Annotated in this window: 14 protein-coding genes and 1 pseudogene; 8 read left to right on the top strand and 7 right to left on the bottom strand. The window is 74.6% G+C overall.

The features are described from left to right. The first annotated feature begins 4 nt into the window (after window positions 1–4). Window positions 5–1312 carry a hypothetical protein gene (locus MLUT_RS20845; RefSeq protein WP_012751072.1) on the top strand — a complete coding sequence of 436 codons (1308 nt, stop codon included), beginning with the start codon at window positions 5–7 and terminating at the stop codon, window positions 1310–1312. A gap of 70 nt (window positions 1313–1382) precedes the next feature. Further along, window positions 1383–2378, top strand: a complete 996-nt coding sequence (gene trmB, locus MLUT_RS20850) for a tRNA (guanosine(46)-N7)-methyltransferase TrmB (protein WP_012751073.1) — start codon at window positions 1383–1385, stop codon at window positions 2376–2378. A gap of 22 nt (window positions 2379–2400) precedes the next feature. On the opposite strand, the gene MLUT_RS20855 is transcribed toward trmB, so the two are convergent. The 5 genes from MLUT_RS20855 to dnaK form a co-directional block, all read right to left on the bottom strand. Then, window positions 2401–3468: an alpha/beta hydrolase gene (locus MLUT_RS20855; protein WP_231936605.1), complete on the bottom strand. Its 1068-nt coding sequence runs from the start codon at window positions 3466–3468 to the stop codon at window positions 2401–2403. After that, complete coding sequence (locus MLUT_RS20860) at window positions 3447–3998, bottom strand: heat shock protein transcriptional repressor HspR (RefSeq protein WP_010080233.1); 552 nt, start codon at window positions 3996–3998, stop codon at window positions 3447–3449. Before MLUT_RS20860 ends, MLUT_RS20855 begins: the two co-directional genes overlap by 22 nt. Next, window positions 3995–4972: a DnaJ C-terminal domain-containing protein gene (locus MLUT_RS20865; protein WP_010080232.1), complete on the bottom strand. Its 978-nt coding sequence runs from the start codon at window positions 4970–4972 to the stop codon at window positions 3995–3997. Before MLUT_RS20865 ends, MLUT_RS20860 begins: the two co-directional genes overlap by 4 nt. Before the next feature lie 69 nt (window positions 4973–5041). Next, window positions 5042–5704 (bottom strand): nucleotide exchange factor GrpE, encoded by a 663-nt coding sequence (locus MLUT_RS20870; protein WP_010080231.1) that lies wholly within the window; start codon window positions 5702–5704, stop codon window positions 5042–5044. Between the two features lie 165 nt (window positions 5705–5869). Beyond that, entirely contained in the window at window positions 5870–7729 is a 1860-nt protein-coding gene (gene dnaK / locus MLUT_RS20875) for a molecular chaperone DnaK (protein WP_010080230.1), read from the bottom strand. 324 nt (window positions 7730–8053) lie between these two features. Here dnaK and MLUT_RS20880 point away from each other — a divergent pair, with 324 nt between their 5' ends. Further along, entirely contained in the window at window positions 8054–8704 is a 651-nt protein-coding gene (locus MLUT_RS20880) for a Dps family protein (RefSeq protein ID WP_010080229.1), read from the top strand. A gap of 77 nt (window positions 8705–8781) precedes the next feature. Here MLUT_RS20880 and MLUT_RS20885 read toward each other — a convergent pair. Then, window positions 8782–8991, bottom strand: a pseudogene (locus MLUT_RS20885) (MMPL family transporter); the annotation flags it as partial. Window positions 8992–9142: 151 nt separating this feature from the next. On the opposite strand from MLUT_RS20885, the gene MLUT_RS20890 reads away from it, so the two are divergent. Then, the gene (locus MLUT_RS20890) at window positions 9143–9706 is read left to right on the top strand and encodes a hypothetical protein (RefSeq protein WP_231936607.1); all 564 of its coding nucleotides are present in this window, start codon (window positions 9143–9145) and stop codon (window positions 9704–9706) included. Window positions 9707–9721: 15 nt separating this feature from the next. After that, window positions 9722–10120: a hypothetical protein gene (locus MLUT_RS20895; RefSeq protein ID WP_238318557.1), complete on the top strand. Its 399-nt coding sequence runs from the start codon at window positions 9722–9724 to the stop codon at window positions 10118–10120. Window positions 10121–10217: 97 nt separating this feature from the next. On the opposite strand, the gene MLUT_RS20900 is transcribed toward MLUT_RS20895, so the two are convergent. After that, complete coding sequence (locus tag MLUT_RS20900; protein WP_010080225.1) at window positions 10218–12512, bottom strand: MMPL family transporter; 2295 nt, start codon at window positions 12510–12512, stop codon at window positions 10218–10220. A 63-nt stretch (window positions 12513–12575) separates the two neighbouring features. Between MLUT_RS20900 and MLUT_RS20905 the strand changes: the two genes are divergently transcribed. The 3 genes from MLUT_RS20905 (at window position 12576) to MLUT_RS20915 (ending at window position 16995) form a co-directional block, all read left to right on the top strand. Continuing rightward, window positions 12576–13052 (top strand): MarR family winged helix-turn-helix transcriptional regulator, encoded by a 477-nt coding sequence (locus MLUT_RS20905; RefSeq protein ID WP_010080224.1) that lies wholly within the window; start codon window positions 12576–12578, stop codon window positions 13050–13052. Beyond that, window positions 13049–13561: a nucleoside/nucleotide kinase family protein gene (locus MLUT_RS20910; protein WP_010080223.1), complete on the top strand. Its 513-nt coding sequence runs from the start codon at window positions 13049–13051 to the stop codon at window positions 13559–13561. The genes MLUT_RS20905 and MLUT_RS20910 overlap by 4 nt, the downstream gene beginning before the upstream one ends. Before the next feature lie 155 nt (window positions 13562–13716). Further along, the gene (locus MLUT_RS20915; RefSeq protein WP_012751075.1) at window positions 13717–16995 is read left to right on the top strand and encodes an MMPL family transporter; all 3279 of its coding nucleotides are present in this window, start codon (window positions 13717–13719) and stop codon (window positions 16993–16995) included. The last annotated feature ends 11 nt before the right edge of the window (window positions 16996–17006 follow it).

Consider the following 17006-nt stretch of genomic DNA (forward strand, 5'->3'; position numbering starts at 1 on the left):
TCGCATGCACCCCGTCCTGCCCTCCCCCCGCCGTGGCCGCGCGGCCCTCGGCCTGGCCGCCGTCGCCCTGGTGGCGCTGAGCGCCTGTGCTCGCACCGAGCCGCAGCCCGAGCCTGCGCCCGCCACGACGGCGGCCTCCGCCCTGCCGTCCATGGACATGGCCCCGTTCACGCTCGAGGTCCCCTCGCACGACCTCGAGAGGGTGCCGGAGGCGAGCGTCGCCGTGCTCGAGGGTGAGGACCCGGACCACCACGGGGCGTGGCTGCAGGTGGCCGGGGCGCCGGCCTGGACGGAGGCCATGGCCGGGGCCGTGCGCGCCCAGATCGACCAGTACCGCCGGGACACCGACCCCAGCGCGGACCCGCGCCTGGAGATCCAGCCGCAGCTCGCCGTCGTGGCCGAGGACATCGCCGCGGCCCGCCTGCTCGCCACGGAACGGCGCGGCACGGACTCCGTGTCCACCTCGCACGTGATCTGGTACTCGGCCCGCGAGGACCGCGTGCTCGAGACCGCCGATCTCTTCACCTCCGACGGCTGGGACGCGTTCCGCGCCGAGGTGCGCCAGCGCATGGCCAACGACCCGGACGTGATCCGCTCGCGCCTGGACTCGGCGGTCGACGCGCCGGAGCAGGTGGAGAACCGTCGCGTCTGGGACGCGGTGGTCTTCCTGCCGGACGGCAGCCTGATGCTCGAGGCGGACCAGGCGTCCATGGCGCCGGCCGCAGCGGGTGTGCTGACGGTGCGGATCCCCCGGGACACGGCAGCCCCCTGGCTGTCCGACCTGGGCCACGTCGCCGCGGACGCCGCCTCCGCCCCCGCCGACCTGCGTCTGCCGGACCGCTCCACCCCGACCCCCGAGGAGCAGCAGCCGGAGCCCGCTCCCGAGCCGGAGCCCGAGACGTCCTCGCGGACGCAGGAGGCCACCGACGCACCCGTGCCGCCCCCGTCCGCGCCCGCCGACACGGCAGCCCCGACGCCCAGCGCGACCACCCCGGTGCCGAGCAGCACGGCCCCGTCCTCCTCGACCCCCGCGCCCACCCGCTCGGCCACGCCGTCCTCCCCGACGTCTCCCCCCACCTCGTCCTCGCCGTCGGGCACGGGATCCGGCAGTCCGACGCCGAGCACCCCCGACCCGACGCCGACCACCGCGACGCCGACCCCCACATCCTCGAGCCCGTCCGGTCCGTCCACGAGCGCGCCGGCCACCGACCCCGCGCCGGACCCGACCGAGTCCGCGCCCGAGCCGACCGCCACGACGGCCTCGGCGCCCGCGTCGCCCACGTCGGGGGACCGCTCCAGCGACACCCCCTGACCCCGGTGCCGGGCGCCGTCGTCGACCGCGGTCTGCGCCGTCGACGCACGGCCGTGGCAGGATCGGGGCGATGACTGAGCACCTCCCTCGCCCCCGCCCGGACGCACCCGGCCCCGACGCCGTCCCGCCGCCCGCCGAGCGCGTCCACGCGCACGACCACAATCGGGACAAGGACCCCGCCCTCGTCCGACGGGAGCCGGTCTCCTTCGTCCGGCGCGGTGCGCGCCTGAACGCGGGGCGGCAGGCGGTGTGGGACCGCCAGGCGGAGCGGGTCCTCGTGGATGTGCCCCGCGGCCGCGGAGCCACCTCGGTGGACGCCCAGGCCCGACTGGACTGGGCGGGGGTGTTCGGGCGCGAGGCCCCCCTGCTCGTGGACATCGGCTCCGGGCTGGGCGAGTCCACGGCGCAGGCCGCCGCCGACCGACCGGACTGGAACGTGCTCGCCGTCGAGGTCTACGTGCCCGGCCTGGCCGCGCTCATGACGCGCATGGAGCAGCAGGGCCTGGAGAACGTCCGCGCCGTGGAGGCCAACGCCCCCGAGCTGCTGGACGCCCTGCTCACGCCCGGGTCCGTGTCCGAGGTGTGGGTGTTCTTCCCGGACCCGTGGCACAAGAAGCGGCACCATAAGCGCCGCCTGGTCTCCCCCGCCTTCGCGGACCGCGTGGCGCGGGTGCTCGCCCCCGGCGGGGTGCTGCGGCTGGCGACGGACTGGTCGGGCTACGCCGTGCAGATGCGCGAGGTGCTCGAGGCGCACCCGGAGTTCGAGAACCTCTTCCCCGGGCGCGCCGCCGGCGAGGACTCCCCGCTCACGCGGGTGCGCCGCGAGGGCAGGGAGACCGAGGTGGGCGCCCAGCCGCTGCCCGCGGGCTGGGAGCGCGCGGCCGAGGAGGAGCGCCCGCTGCGGGCCGGCCTGGGTGAGGCGCGGGCCGGCGCGGCGGCCGCGGACCCCGTGGACCACGAAGGCGGCTGGGCGCCCCGGTTCGAGGGGCGGCCGATCACGAGCTTCGAGGCGAAGTCCCAGCGGGCCGGACGCCTTGTGTTCGACCTGGCGTACCGCCGCCGCTGAGCACGGGGCCCGACGGGGCCGCTCAGGCCGGGGCGACCGGCCCGGCCGGGTCGGCGCCGTCCGGGACGGGCGGCAGCGGCAGGCCGGCGGTCACCCGCGCGGTCGCCGCGAGCGTCACGGACCCGGCGTCCCGGTAGCCCCTCGGGGCGTCCCCGGGGGTCGTCGGCGACCAGCGGGCCGTGTGGTGGCCGCGGACGCCGGCCCCCGCCAGGCCGGGCCGCGGGGCCACCGGCAGCACGGCGGCGTCCGTCCAGTCCCGACGACGGCCCACCGCACGGCCGACCCGGGCGAGGAGGTCGCCCGGGGCCAGGGCGCGGAACACCCGTCCGGACCGCAGGCCGAGGTGCGCGGCCCGGGCTGCCAGGGCGGCGGGCAGGCCGACCGCGCCCGAGACCACGAGGGCCTCGACGGGACGCTCGGCCGGCCATGGGGCCTCGGCGTCGTCGGGCTGCAGGCCCCGGTCCGCGAGCAGGCGCAGGGCGTGCGCGGCCACCAGCGAGCCGTACGAGTGGGCCTCCATGGCCCCGTGCACGGCGGTCCCGCGGGCGCGCAGGGCCGGGGCGGCGGCGTCGTCCTCCCCCGGCCCGTGGCGCATGAACTCCCACCAGGCCCGCACATCCGCGGCGAGCATCGCGCCGCCGCGCCGGCCGGGGCCGTCGAGCACCACCCGCCAGGGCGAGGGCGCGGGGTAGCCGAGCCACGCGATGACGACGGGACGGGGTGCGCCGACGGCACGCTGGGCGGCGGCGAGGTGGGCGGCCTCCCGGGCCGTCCCCCACATAGCCGTCTGGGGGCGGATGCCCATGCCGGAGACGAGCCAGGTCAGGTGGGTGGCGGTCGCGGGGTCCCCCGCGGCGACCACCGCGCGCGGGCCGTCCGGCCCGTCGAGGACGTAGTCCAGCAGATGCCGGGAGGGCAGCTGCGGGTCCATGCCCTCCGGCTTGAGGGCGTGGACGATCCCGTCCAGGGCGCTGCGGGCCCGCCGGCCCAGGCCGTCGCGCCGGGCCATGTCGGCGCGCAGCCGCTCCCGGACGCGGGACCGTGCGGTCGCCCCGAACGACGCCCGATTCAGTCCTGCTCGGGCTGCCACGTGAGCACCCGTCGGGGGCCTGCGACGCCGGAGGGCAGCGTCCGCAGGACACCCGGGGAGGCCTGGCCCGCGGCGTCGGCCTCGGTCCGTGCCGCGGCCTGGCGGCGGGCGGCCATCCGGTCGGCGTACCGGGCCGAGACGTCGCCGCCGGAGCCCACGGTGAAGACGCGGGCCAGGCGGGAGGCGTGGTGGAGGCGGTCCACCTGGGCCGCCAGCTCGACCACGGTGTCCTGCAGCTGCTCGACCTCGCGCTGCAGCGCGATCACGCGGCGGATGCCCTCCAGCGAGATGCCCTCGCGGCTCAGGGCCTGCACGGTCTGCAGCCGCTCGACATCGGCCAGGGAGTAGCGGCGGTGCCGTCCGCCCTGACGGGCGGGGACCACGAGGCCGAGCCGGTCGTACTGGCGCAGGGTCTGCGGGTGCATGTCCGCCATCTCGGCGGCCACGGAGATCACGAAGACGGGGGCGTTCCGGTCAAGACCCGGCTCGCGGCCCCGGTCCGCGCCTGCGGCGCCGTCGCGGGCGCTCACCAGGCGGCCTTCCGGGCCAGCTCCCGCCGCGGATCGTCGCCGGCCAGGGCGGACTGCAGGGCCTCGATGGCGGCGCGGGCGTCGTCGTCGAGCTCGGTGGGTACGGTGACGTGCAGCTCCACGAGCAGGTCACCCGTCGTCGTCCCGCGCTCGACACCGCGGCCCTTCAGGCGCAGCACGCGGTCGGACTGGGAGCCCGCCGGCACCTTCACCTTCACGGGGCGCTCCAGCGTGGGCACCTCGATCGTGGCGCCGAGGGCGGCCTCGGGGAAGGTGACGGGCACGGTGATGCGCAGGTCGTCCCCGTCCCGGTGGAAGAACTCGTGCTCGCGCACGTGCACGGTGACCAGCAGGTCGCCGCGGCCGGCCGCACCGGGCGAGCCCTTGCCGCGGGCCCGGACCTTCTGGCCGTCGCGGATGCCCTTCGGGATCTTCACCTCGATCGTCTCGCCGTCCGGGGCGCGCAGGGACACCGTAGTGCCCTGGATCGAGCCGCGGAAGGAGATCGTGGTGGTGGCGGTGCGGTCCGCGCCCTTCGTGGGGCGCGGCCGCGCGTAGCCGGCGTCGCCGAAGCCGCCGGTCTGGCCGGCGGCGCCGCCGAACATCCCGCTGAACAGGTCCGACAGGTCGGGCCCGGACTGCGTGGTGCGTGGGCCGCCCCCGCCGCCGAACATGCCGCCGAAGACGTCCTCGAAGCCGCCGCCGCCGGCACCGCCCGAGGCGGAGAACCGGGCCCCGCCGCCCATCGCGCGGATCGCGTCGTACTCCTGGCGCTCCTGGGGGTCACTCAGGACGGCGTACGCCTCCGAGATCTCCTTGAACTTCTTCTCGGCCGCCTCGTCCCCCGGGTTCTGGTCCGGGTGGTGGGTGCGGGCGAGCTTGCGGTAGGCCTTCTTCACGTCCGATTCGGAGGCGTCCTTGGACACCCCCAGGGTCGCGTAGAAGTCCTTGTCCATCCAATCCTGCGAGGCCATGGTGCCTCCTCTCGTGTGCATCGGTCAGGGGGGTCGGCCGGCGGCGGGGTGGGCCGCCGGCCGACGGGGTCACTCGTCTCCGGCGGAGACCATCACCTGGGCGGCGCGCAGCACGCGGCCGTCCCGGAGATAGCCGTTGCGGAAAACCTGGACCACGTGGTCCGCGGGCACCTCTGCGTGCGGCTGGCGCATCACGGCCTCGTGCACGGCCGGGTCGAACTCGACGCCGGCCAGCGCCTCCTGGTCGTGGCGCTCGAGGCCGAGGCCGGCCAGGGCGGTGTCGAGCTTGGTCGCGATCGCGGCGAACGGACCGTCCGTCAGGTCGCCGGCAGCGCGGGCGGCGTCGATGTCGTCGAGCACCGGCAGCAGCGCGGTGACGGCCTTGACCACACCGGCGTCCCTGGCCAGGTCGCGGTCGCGGTCCACCCGACGCTTGTAGTTCACGAACTCGGCCTGCAGCCGGCGCAGGTCGGTCTCGAGCTCGGCCTCGCGGTCCGAGGCCGCGGGCTGCGGCGCCTCGGTCCCGGCCTGCGCGCCGGCCTCGTCGAGGATGCGCTCGGCCTGGGCGAGGGCGTCGCCGTCCTCGGCCTGCTCGGCCGCGCTCTCGGCGGAGACCCGGGGCTCACCGGTCTCGGGGTCGATGCGGCGACGGTCGTTGAACACGATGGGCTCCTCCTCGGAGCCGCGCTCGGCATCGGAGGAGCCGTGCGGACGCTGCTGGTCGGCGCTCATGGTGTGTCCTTTCGAAGCGGGTGGGCGCGGCGGGTCCGCCGCGCGGGGGGGGGTGGTGCGGGAACGCCGACGGGCCGGCCCGGCAGGGGCGCTGCCGGGCCGGCCCGCCGGCGTCGTGGGCCTCCGGGCGGGGCGGGCGGGGACGCCCGCCCCGACACCGGGGTGTCAGGCCTTCTTCTCGTCGTCCTCGTCGACCACCTCGGCGTCGACGATGTCCTCGTCGTCGCCCTGCGGGGCGGCGGACTCGGCGCCGGCGTCGGCCGACTCCGCGCCCTGCTGGGCGTAGAGGGCCTCGCCGATCTTGACCTGGGAGGCCTGGAGCTTCTCGAACGCGGCGGCGACCTCGTCGTCGTTGTCCTGCTTCTCCAGGGCGGCCTTCAGGGCGTCGACGTCGGCCTGCACCCCGGTCTTGACGTCCTCGGGCAGCTTGTCCGCGTTGTCCTGCAGGAGCTTGTCCACGGAGTACGCGGACTGCTCCGCCTGGTTGCGGCGGTCGGCGGCCTCACGGCGCTTCCTGTCCTCGTCCGCGTGGGCCTCGGCGTCCTTGACCATGCGGTCGATGTCCTCCTTGGACAGCGAGGAGCCGCCCGTGATGGTCATCGACTGCTCGGTGCCGGTGCCCTTGTCCTTCGCGGAGACGTGCACGATGCCGTTCGCGTCGATGTCGAAGGTGACCTCGATCTGGGGCATGCCGCGCGGGGCCGGGGCGATGCCGGTCAGCTCGAAGGTGCCCAGCGCCTTGTTGTCCCGGGTGAACTCGCGCTCGCCCTGGAAGACCTGGATGGACACGGAGGGCTGGTTGTCCTCGGCCGTGGTGAACGTCTCGGAGCGCTTGGTCGGGATGGCCGTGTTGCGCTCGATGAGCTTGGCCATCACGCCACCCTTGGTCTCGATGCCCAGCGACAGCGGGGTCACGTCGATCAGGAGCACGTCCTTGCGCTCGCCGGCGAGCACGCCGGCCTGCACCGCGGCGCCGATGGCGACGACCTCGTCCGGGTTCACGCTCTTGTTGGGCTCCTTGCCGCCGGTCAGCTCCTTCACCAGGTCGGAGACGGCCGGCATGCGGGTGGAGCCGCCGACGAGGACCACGTGATCGATGTCGGAGACCTTGACGCCGGCCTCCTTGATGACGTCCTCGAACGGCTTGCGGGTGCGCTCGAGCAGGTCCTTGGTGAGGTCCTGGAACTTGGCGCGGGAGAGGTGCTCATCCAGGTGCACCGGGCCCTCGGGGGTCACGGACAGGTACTGCAGCGAGATGCTGGTGGAGGTGGCCGAGGAGAGCTCCTTCTTGGCCTGCTCCGCTGCCTCCTTCAGACGCTGCAGGGCGATCTTGTCCTTGGACAGGTCCGCGCCCTTGGACTTGGCCTGCTGGAGCAGCCAGTCCACGATCCGCTGGTCCCAGTCGTCGCCGCCGAGGCGGTTGTCGCCGGCGGTGGCGCGCACCTGGATGGTGGCGAAGTCGTCCTCGTCCTTGGCGACCTCGAGCAGGGACACGTCGAAGGTGCCGCCGCCCAGGTCGAAGACCAGGATGAGCTCGTCCTCCTTGCCCTTCTCCAGGCCGTAGGCCAGGGCGGCCGCGGTGGGCTCGTTGATGATACGGGTGACGTTCAGGCCCGCGATCTCGCCGGCCTCCTTGGTGGCCTGGCGCTCGGCGTCGTTGAAGTAGGCGGGCACGGTGATCACCGCGTCGGTGACCTTCTCACCCAGGTACTCCTCGGCGTCGTGCTTGAGCTTCATCAGCGTGCGGGCCGAGATCTCCTGCGGGGTGTACTTCTTGCCGTCCACCTCGGTGGTCCAGTCGGTGCCCATGTGGCGCTTGACGGACGCGAAGGTGCGCTCGGGGTTGTTGACGGCCTGGCGCTTGGCGACCTCGCCGACCAGGACGTCCCCGCCCTTGGAGAACGCGACGACGGACGGGGTGGTGCGGGCGCCCTCGGCGTTCGCGATGACGACCGGGTCGCCACCCTCGAGGGCGGCGACGACGGAGTTGGTGGTGCCGAGGTCGATGCCGACTGCACGGGACATGATGGGGTCCTTCCTGTCTGACGGTGAAGCGGGGGCCGGACCCGCGGGCCGGGGCACCGGCGCCGCAGGGACTTGAGCCTTCATGACTCAGGTTGCCACCGGGGCGGTGGACTGTCAAGTGAACCTGAGTCGATTTCACTCACTTCTGCTTCTGCGAGGGTCAACGCGGGCCGTCCGCGATCCATTCCCGGGGCCCGGATTCGTCTCCGCTCCGTCCCGGCGCGGGCGCCCGGCCCTGGAAGCGCGGGGGTCTCGTGCGGTTCGATGGCGGATCACGGGGCGCCACCGACGGCGCGCCCGTCCCGACGGAGAAGGAGCACCACCATGGCCGAGAAGAACGCCGCCGAGTACACCGTCCCGGGCCTGTCCCTGAGCACGGGTCGCCGCACCGCCGAGATCCTCCAGGGCCGCCTGCACGCCCTCAACGACCTGCAGCTCACCCTGAAGCACGCCCACTGGAACGTCGTGGGTCCGGGCTTCATCGGCGTGCACGAGATGCTGGACCCGCAGATCGAGCTGGTCCGCGGAATGGCGGACGTCGTCGCCGAGCGCATCGCCACCCTCGGCGTCTCCCCCGCCGGCACCCCGGGCGCCCTCGTGGCCGCCCGTGCGTGGGACGACTACACGCTGGGCCGTGCGTCGACCCTGGAGCACCTGGCCGCGCTGGACCTCGTCTACGACGGCGTCGTGACGGACCACCGCGCCGCGATCGACGCCACCGAGGACCTCGACCCGGTCACGCAGGACATCCTCATCGACCAGGTGGCCCAGCTCGAGCTGTTCCAGTGGTTCATGCGCTCCTTCCTGACCACGGACGACGGCCGCCTGAGCAGCGCGGGTGCGGCCACGGAGGCCGCCGCCGCGGGCCGGGTGAAGGACGACCAGGCCGCGCCCGCCCCGCAGGGCGCGCGCACGAAGAAGTCGGGTGCCAAGAAGGCCACGGCCTCGAACGCGAAGAAGTCCAAGAAGAAGTGACCGCGCGCCCCTGACGCGCCCCCGTGCCCGGAGGGCCCGACCGCACCGCCGGTCGGGCCCTCTGTCGCCGTCCGGGCTCAGGCGGCCCGCGCCGGCCACCAGACACGCGGGCCGATGTCCCGGACGAGCGCGGGGATCAGCAGGGAGCGCACGATCAGCGTATCGAGCAGCACGCCGAACGCGACGATGAATGCCAACTGCACCATGAACATCAGCGGGATCACCGCGAGCGCGGCGAAGGTGGCCGCCAGCGCTACGACGGTGGAGGTGGCCACACCGCCCGTCACGTCTCCCTCTTGACATCCACCACACAGGGAACAATAGTGTTCTGTGTCACTTACTCAAGAGGCAGGCGGCCACGCTACCTGCCCCCAGTAAGGAGACCCCCTGTCGACCTGGAAGACCACATTCGTATCGACGCTCACCGGCCTGGCCGTGGTGACCACGACCCTCGCCGCACCGAGCTTGGCCTCGGCGCAGTTCCGAGATGACCAGGTGACCCACACCCAAGGACAACCCTCGACTGACAAGGTCGACGACGCTATGCGGCTCGTTCGTCAAGCTGAGATGGAGGACCCGGCAGGCTTCGCCCGACGGGTCGCAATTCTGGAACAGCTCGGGGACACATTCCGCCTGCCCCATGAGTCGACTCTTGGCTCCACCGACATGGATCGACTGGCGTTTGCAGCAACCGTGCAGGACCCCCTTGTCCTGCAGGGGCTTGTCGAGATGGTCTCTCGCGGAGACATTGAGATCATCGAAGGTACACATGGCGCCCCAGTCTGGATAAGCCATCTCGACCCGGAAGACCTGACGGCCTCCAAGGAACCCACCACCCAGGATCTTCCCGCGTGCCCCTCCGCATGGGCAGCTGCACTGGCATGGATCGGCGCAAACGCGCTCATGTGCACACCGCTCGTTTCTGTTCCGCCGGCGGCCGTCGGCTGCGCCCTCACGTTCGGAATCGGGGGGTTCATCATCGACGTAAATCAGGGGTGCTGACCTCCGGCGAGGTTGATGACCCCTCCCGTTCTCAGGAATGAGGAGATCATGGAAGTTTGGCGAATTCTCACCGCCGTGTTCCTTGGAGCAACTCTGGCCTCCGCCGGGGCCCTTGGAACCGCCCATGGGATCTGGGTGATCCTGCCTGCCCTGTGCGTTGTCGCGTTCCTCACCCTGGACTGGCGGGATCGCGATCGCCCTCGCCTGTCCACGCCACGCATGGCAGCCCTGCTCCTGGCCATTGCTGTCGGCTTGATGGTGCTCCCGCGCGTCGATTGGAGCCCGTACCCGATCATCCTGATCGCCTTCGCGGTGGCATCGGGCACCTTCACGTGGTGGGCGTTGGAGGACGTCGGGGCCCGCAGCCTCGATGTGACGACGGCATCCCCGGGTGAAAGCCACGCGCACACCTGAGGTGCGGCGTGCAACCACGAACCCACAGCCTGCGGCCCCGACGACACGTCGTCGGGGCCGCAGGCTATGCACCATGTGCCGAAGCGGAGGACCGCCCTCAGTCGACCTTCGCCGGCCACCACACCTTCGGGCCGATGTCCCGCACGAGCGCCGGGATCAGCAGGGAGCGCACGATCAGCGTATCGAGCAGCACGCCGAACGCGACGATGAATGCCAACTGCACCATGAACATCAGCGGGATCACCGCGAGCGCGGCGAAGGTGGCCGCCAGCACGACGCCGGCCGAGGTGATGACCCCGCCCGTGACGGTGAGGGCGCGCAGCACGCCCGCCCGCGTGCCGTGCCGCGGGGTCTCCTCCCGCGCCCGGGTCATCAGGAAGATCGTGTAGTCGATCCCGAGCGCCACGAGGAAGACGAAGCCGTACAGCGGCACGGTGGGGTCGGCGTCCTCGAAGCCGAACACGTGCCGGAACACGAGGGCCGAGACGCCCAGGGCCGCACCGAAGCTGACCACGGTGGCCGCCACGAGCAGCACGGGTGCCAGGAGCGAGCGCAGCAGCACCGCGAGGATGACCAGCAGCATCGCGAGGATCAGCGGGATGACGACCCGCAGGTCGCGCTGCGTGGTGACGTTCGTGTCCAGCGCCTGGGCCGCCGGGCCGCCCACGAGGATCTCGCCCGTGGCCGGGAGGTCCGCGAGCCGGTCGCGCAGGCGGGCCACGGTCTGCTGCGCGGCGAGGGACTCGCCCGGGTCCGCCAGGGTGGCCGAGATCAGCACGCGGCCGTCCACCACGCGGGGCTGCGGCTCCGGCGCGGACGCGGCGCCCGTCCCGCCCTCCGCGTCGAGCGCGCCCGGGGGCAGGCCCGCGGCGGCCTCGGGGGTGTCCGTGGTGACCGCGGCCTCGGCCACGCCGGGGTCCTCCGTGACGGCGGCGAGCACCGCCTCCGCGTCCCCGGCCGGGGCGAGGATCTGGGCGGGGGCGCCCGCGCCGGCGTCGAAGTGCTCGGTCAGCAGGGCCTGGGCCTGCCGTGCGTCGGAGTCGCCGAGCAGCACGTCCTCCTGGGCGACGCCGTCCGCGCGCAGCTGCAGCAGGCCGCCGCAGAGGGCGAGGAGCACGACCGTCGTGGCGACCCAGACGAGGCGGGGCCGGCGCGCGACGACGGCACCCACCCGCGTCCACACCCCGTGGTCCTCCTCGAGGCCGGCGATGGGCCGGCCCGCGCCGTCGCGCGGCGGGGTGAAGGCCCGGCCTCGGGCGGCGCGGCGCTCCGCGCGACGGCGCGCACGCTCGGGGGACGGGATCGTGGGCCAGAAGGCGGCACGCCCGGTCAGCCGCAGCAGCGCCGGCAGCAGGGTCAGGGCGGCGAGCCACGCGAAGGCCACACCCGTGGCGGCCACGGGGCCGAGGGAGCGCGTCGAGTTGAGGTCCGAGGCCATCAGGATCAGCAGGGCGAGGGCCACGGTCGAGGCGGACGCGGTGATCGCGCCGAAGGACCCGCGCACGGCGGCCCGCAGCGCCTCCCCGACGTCCGCGCGGACCAGCAGCTCCTCGCGGTGCCGGGCCACGAGCAGGAGGCAGTAGTCCGTGGCCGCGCCGATCACGAGGATCGAGAGGATGCCCTGGGCCTGGCCGTTGAGCTGGATCCAGCCCGCCAGGGCCATCCCGTAGACGGCCACGATCGCGCCGCAGAGCGCGGCCACGGCCGTCAGGAGCACGAGGACCGGCAGCAGGACGGAGCGGTAGACCGCCACGAGGATCACGAACACCACCACGAGCGCCACGAGCAGCAGCAGCCCGTCGATCCCCGCGAACGCCCCGCCCAGCTCCGCGACCAGGCCCGCCGGACCGCCCACGTGCCACTCGGTGTCCGCGGCCACGGTGCCGGCCAGGGCAGGGTCGGCGGCCGCGGGGTCCGCCACGACCCCCCGCAGGTCGGCCACCACGTCGGCCACGGGTCGCTCGGCCCCGGCCGAGGAGTCGACGAAGGCCAGGAACTGCACCGCCGCACCGTCGTCGGAGGGGATCGGACCGGCGACGTCGGTCACCCCCGGCACCTCGCCCAGCCGGCCCGCGAGGTCCGCGAGCGCGGGGAAGGCGGTCGCGGGGTCCACGGTGCTCGCCGGGCCCACGACGACGGCGGGCACGGCCTCACCGTCCTGGAACGCCGCCGCCTCCTCCCCCGCGCGGGTGGACTCGGCCGACGCCGGCAGGAAGGTGGCCTGGTCGTTCGAGGAGACGTCGCCGATCGCGCCGAACACGGGGCCGCCCAGGCCGAGCACGGCGAGCCAGACCACGGCGAGCGCCGCGGCCAGGCCCAGCCGCAGCCCCCGAGAGGGACGCCCCGTGGCGGCGGGGGTGCGGAAGGCGGACAGGTCGGGCGGGGTGGGCATGCCCCCGAGCGTAGGGGATGGTTCGATGATCAAACAACCATGGGGCTGGCTAGACTCCCGGCCATGACCACGCAGCCCCCCTCCGCCCCCGCGGAGCACCTCGCCGTGGTCCACGCGATGCGCGTCTTCAGCGAGAGCGCGGAGCACGCCGTCGACCAGGCCGGCCGCGGCGTCGGCCTGCACCGCACGGACCTCAGGGCCCTCGCGTACCTGATGGCCCGCGCGGCGGCCGGTGAACCCGTCACGGCCTCGGACCTCGGCGCCCACCTGCACCTCACCCGGGCCTCGGCCACCGCCCTCGTGGACCGCCTGGCCGCCGCGGGCCACGTCCGCCGCCGCCGGGACGAGGGCGACCGGCGGCGCGTGCTGGTGGAGCACACGGACACGGCCCGCCGCGACGGACAGCGCGCGTTTCAGCCGATGTCCCAGCGGCTGAGCGCCGCCCTCGAGGGATTCTCCGCCGCGGAACTGCGGGCTGCGGTGCGGGTGCTCGAGGCGGCCACCGCCGCACTGACGGACCCCACCCCGGAGGACCCGTGACCCGACCGGCGCTCATCGGCCTGGACGGCCGCTCGGGGTCGGGCAAGACCGTCCTCGCCGCCGCGCTCGCGGCCCGGATCGCGCCGTTCGCGCGCGTCGAGGTGATCGAGATCGAGTCCATGTACCAGGGCTGGGACGGGCTGGCCGCCGCGGTGGGCGACGACGGCCCCTACCCGGCCGTCGTGCGCGCACTGCGGGAGGGCGGCACGGCGACCTGGACCACGTGGGACTGGCAGCGCGCCGCACCCGGCCCGCCGCGGGGGACCGCACCGGCCGACGTCGTGGTGTGCGAAGGCGTGGGCGCGCTCAGCACCGCCGCCCGACCGCTGCTCGACCTGGCGGTGTGGCTCGAGCTCGAGACCCCCGCGCGACGCACGCGGGCGCTGGCCCGGGACGGTGAGACCTTCGCCCCGCACTGGGACCGCTGGGCCGCACAGGAGGAGGACTACCTGGCCCGGCACGCCCCGCGTACCGCGGCGGACCTGGTCCTGCGCCTGCCCTCCGCCTGACGGCGGCGCCGCCCGGGGTCCGGGCGTTGGGGGTCTGCGTGCGGGCCGGCCGGGCACCGGGACCGGAGCGGTGCGCTCCGCTTAGGTGTAGCATCGGAGGCGGCGCGCCGCGTCCGGCCGCGTCCCACCCCAGCGCACGGAGACCTCCCCTTCCCATGGCGACACTGCTCTACCGTCTCGGCCTCGGCGCCGCCCGCCGCCCCCTCCTCGTGATCCTCGCCTGGGTGCTCGCCCTGGCTCTCGCCGTCGGCGGGTTCCTCGTCTTCGGCGGCACGCTCTCCTCCACCGTCACCATCCCCGGCACGCCCACCGCCCAGGTCACGGACCGCCTCAAGGAGGAGTTCCCCGAGGCCTCCCGCGGCAGGGGCCAGGTCGTGTTCACCACCGAGGACGGCTCCCCCCTGACCGACGCCCAGCGCGAGCAGATCACCGCCCTGCTGGACGACGTCGCCGAACAGGAGGCCGTGGAGGGCGTCGTGGACCCGTTCGAGGCCCAGGCCCAGCAGGACGACGCCCGCACCCGGCTCGACGAGGGCCGCACCGAGCTGGCCGACGGCGAGCAGCGACTCGCGGACGGACGCCAGGAGATCGAGGACGGCCGGGCCGAGCTCGAGCGGCGCACGGCCGAGGCCGACGCGGGCGAGCAGCGTCTCGCCGAGGCCGCCGCCCAGCTGGACGAGGGGCAGGCCACGCTCGACGCCGCGCGCGCCGACCTCGAGGAGCGCGGCCTGGAGGCCCTGCCGACCGACGCCCTGGCCCCGCTCCGGGAGGCCGAGCAGCAGGTGGCCGACGGCCAGGAGCAGCTCGACGCCGGCCGCGCCGAGCTCGAGGAGCAGGCGGAGCGCCTCGAGGCCGGCCAGGCCGAGATCGACGCACAGCGGCAGGAGCTCGAGGCCGGGCAGGCCGAGCTCGGCGACCGGTGGACCGAGCTCGAGGCCGGGCAGGCCGAGCTCGACGCCCAGGCCGAGCGGCTGGCCGCGGGCCGCGCCGAGCTCGAGCAGGCCCGGGACGCCGCGCTGGCCGAGGCCGAGGCCGCCGGCATCCCGGCGGAGCAGGTCGCCGCGCAGTTCGCCGACCAGGAGGCGCAGCTCGCCGCCGGCGAGGCACAGCTGGCGGCCGGTCAGGACCAGGCCGACGCCGCCCGCGCGCAGCTGGAGGCCGCCCAGGCCGAGGCCGACGCGGGCGCCGAACAGCTCGCGGCCGCCCAGGCGGAGGCCGACGACGGCGCCGCCCGACTCGCCGCCGGCCGGCAGCAGCTGCAGGAGTCCGAGGCCGAGCTCGAGGCCGGCCGCGAGCAGGTGGCCGCGGGACGGCAGCAGGCCCTGGACGCTGCCGAGGCCGAGCTCGACGCGCAGCAGCAGAAGATCGACGAGGGCCGGGCCGAGTACGAGCGCGGCGTCGCCGAGCTCGAGGACGGCCGGGCCCAGCTGGCCGCCGGCGCGGACCGCCTGGACCAGGCCGAGGCCGACCTCGCCGACGGCCGCGCCGAGCTGGACGACGGCCGCGTGGAGGCCGAGCGCGGCGAGCGCACCCTGGCCCTCGCGGAGGACTTCCGCACCGTGTCCGAGGACGGCAGCACCGCCGTCGGGATCGTCACCTTCACCACGCCGACCCTGGACGTCACCGCCGAGGACAAGGAGGCGGTCACCGGCGCCCTCACCGGCGCGGACATCGACGGCGTCGCCGTGCATCCGTCCCAGGAGCTCAACGCCACCGTGCCCTCCCTGCTCGGCCCGGGCGAGGTCGTGGGCCTCGTGGTCGCCGCGATCGTGCTGGTGGTCATGCTCGGCACCCTCGTGGGCGCGGGTCTGCCGCTGGTCAACGCGCTGGTGGGCGTGGGCGTGGGCGCCGCCGGGGCGCTCGCGTTCTCCTCCGCCGTGGAGATGATCTCCGTGACCCCGGTGCTCGGGGTGATGCTGGGCCTGGCCGTGGGCATCGACTACGCGCTGTTCATCGTCAACCGGCACCGCCAGGAGCTGCGTCGCGGCACGGGCCTGCACGAGTCGATCGCGCTGGCCACCGGCACCTCCGGCAACGCCGTGGTGTTCGCCGGCGTGACCGTGGTGATCGCCCTCGCGGCCCTGAACGTCACCGGCATCGGCTTCCTGGGCCTGATGGGCACGGTGGGCGCGGTGTGCGTGGCCGTCGCCGTGCTCGTGGCGATCACCCTGACCCCGGCCCTGCTGGCCCTGGCCGGCCCGCGCGTGCTCTCGCGCCGGGAGCGCGCCCGGCTCGCCGACACCTCCCCGGCCGTCGGCGAGGGCGCCCACGCCGTGCGCCGCGCCCACCGCCGCGCCACGCTGTCCACGCCGACCGCCCTCGCCACGGCGCTCGCCTCCGTGGCCCTGCTCGTCCTCGTGGCGGTGCCGTTCTGGTCCATGCGCCTGGGCCTGCCGGACGGCGGCTCCGAGCCCGAGGGCTCGGACTCCCAGCTCGCCTACGCGCTCACGGCCGAGAGGTTCGGCGAGGGCTACAACGGCCCGCTCGTGGTCACCGTGGACCTGCCCGCCGGCCTGGACGAGGGGCGTGCCACGGACGTCCAGCTCGACGTCGGCGAGCAGCTGGTCGCCCTCGACCACGCGCACGCCGTGGTGCCGGCGGGCTTCAACGAGGACCGCACGGTCGCGATGTACCAGGTGCTGCCCGAGGAGGGGCCCAACGCGGTCTCCACGGAGGAGCTCGTGCGCGAGCTGCGGTCCCTGGACCCGGCCGGCGACGCCTCGAACCTGGGTGTGGCGGGGGTGACCAGCGGCTTCATCGACGTCTCGGACACCCTGGCGGAGGCCCTGCCGCTCTACCTCGGCGTGGTGGTGGGCCTGTCCCTGCTGATCATGATCCTGGTGTTCCGTTCGATCCTGGTGCCCCTGATCGCCACCGGCGGCTTCATGCTCTCGGTGTTCGCGGCGATGGGCGGTGTGGTGGCCATCTACCAGTGGGGCTGGCTGGACGCCCTGTTCGGCGTCCACAACCCAGGGCCGGTGCTCAGCTTCCTGCCGACCATCATGGTCGGCGTGCTGTTCGGCCTGGCCATGGACTACCAGCTGTTCATCGCCTCCGGCATGCGCGAGGCCTACGCGCACGGCCTGCCGGCCCGTCAGGCGGTGCTGTCCGGCCTGCGCTCGGGCCGCGCGGTGGTGATGGCCGCGGCGATCATCATGATCTCCGTGTTCGGCGGCTTCGTCTTCGCCGAGGACGCGATGATCCGCCCGATCGGCTTCGGTCTGGCCTTCGGCGTGCTGCTGGACGCGTTCGTCGTCCGGCTGCTGCTGATGCCGGCCCTGATGCACCTGCTCGGGGACGCGGCGTGGTGGCTGCCCCGGTGGCTGGACCGCATCATGCCGGACGTGGACGTGGAGGGCGCCCAGCTCGAGCGCGCCCACGCCCCGGCGCACCCCTCCGGCCCCGCCCTGGACGGCGGCGCCCACCGGGCCTGACCGCCTCCCTG

Source organism: Micrococcus luteus NCTC 2665 (genome assembly GCF_000023205.1).
Classification (GTDB): domain Bacteria; phylum Actinomycetota; class Actinomycetes; order Actinomycetales; family Micrococcaceae; genus Micrococcus; species Micrococcus luteus.

What these genes read in the sequence shown, in the direction of transcription:
- MLUT_RS20845 (WP_012751072.1), top strand. Translation starts at nt 5, where the DNA reads ATGCACCCCGTCCTGCCCTCCCCCCGCCGTGGCCGCGCGGCCCTCGGC.
- trmB (WP_012751073.1), top strand. Translation starts at nt 1,383, where the DNA reads ATGACTGAGCACCTCCCTCGCCCCCGCCCGGACGCACCCGGCCCCGAC.
- MLUT_RS20865 (WP_010080232.1), bottom strand. Translation starts at nt 4,972, where the DNA reads ATGGCCTCGCAGGATTGGATGGACAAGGACTTCTACGCGACCCTGGGG.
- MLUT_RS20870 (WP_010080231.1), bottom strand. Translation starts at nt 5,704, where the DNA reads ATGAGCGCCGACCAGCAGCGTCCGCACGGCTCCTCCGATGCCGAGCGC.
- dnaK (WP_010080230.1), bottom strand. Translation starts at nt 7,729, where the DNA reads ATGTCCCGTGCAGTCGGCATCGACCTCGGCACCACCAACTCCGTCGTC.
- MLUT_RS20880 (WP_010080229.1), top strand. Translation starts at nt 8,054, where the DNA reads ATGGCCGAGAAGAACGCCGCCGAGTACACCGTCCCGGGCCTGTCCCTG.
- MLUT_RS20895 (WP_238318557.1), top strand. Translation starts at nt 9,722, where the DNA reads ATGACCCCTCCCGTTCTCAGGAATGAGGAGATCATGGAAGTTTGGCGA.
- MLUT_RS20900 (WP_010080225.1), bottom strand. Translation starts at nt 12,512, where the DNA reads ATGCCCACCCCGCCCGACCTGTCCGCCTTCCGCACCCCCGCCGCCACG.
- MLUT_RS20905 (WP_010080224.1), top strand. Translation starts at nt 12,576, where the DNA reads ATGACCACGCAGCCCCCCTCCGCCCCCGCGGAGCACCTCGCCGTGGTC.
- MLUT_RS20915 (WP_012751075.1), top strand. Translation starts at nt 13,717, where the DNA reads ATGGCGACACTGCTCTACCGTCTCGGCCTCGGCGCCGCCCGCCGCCCC.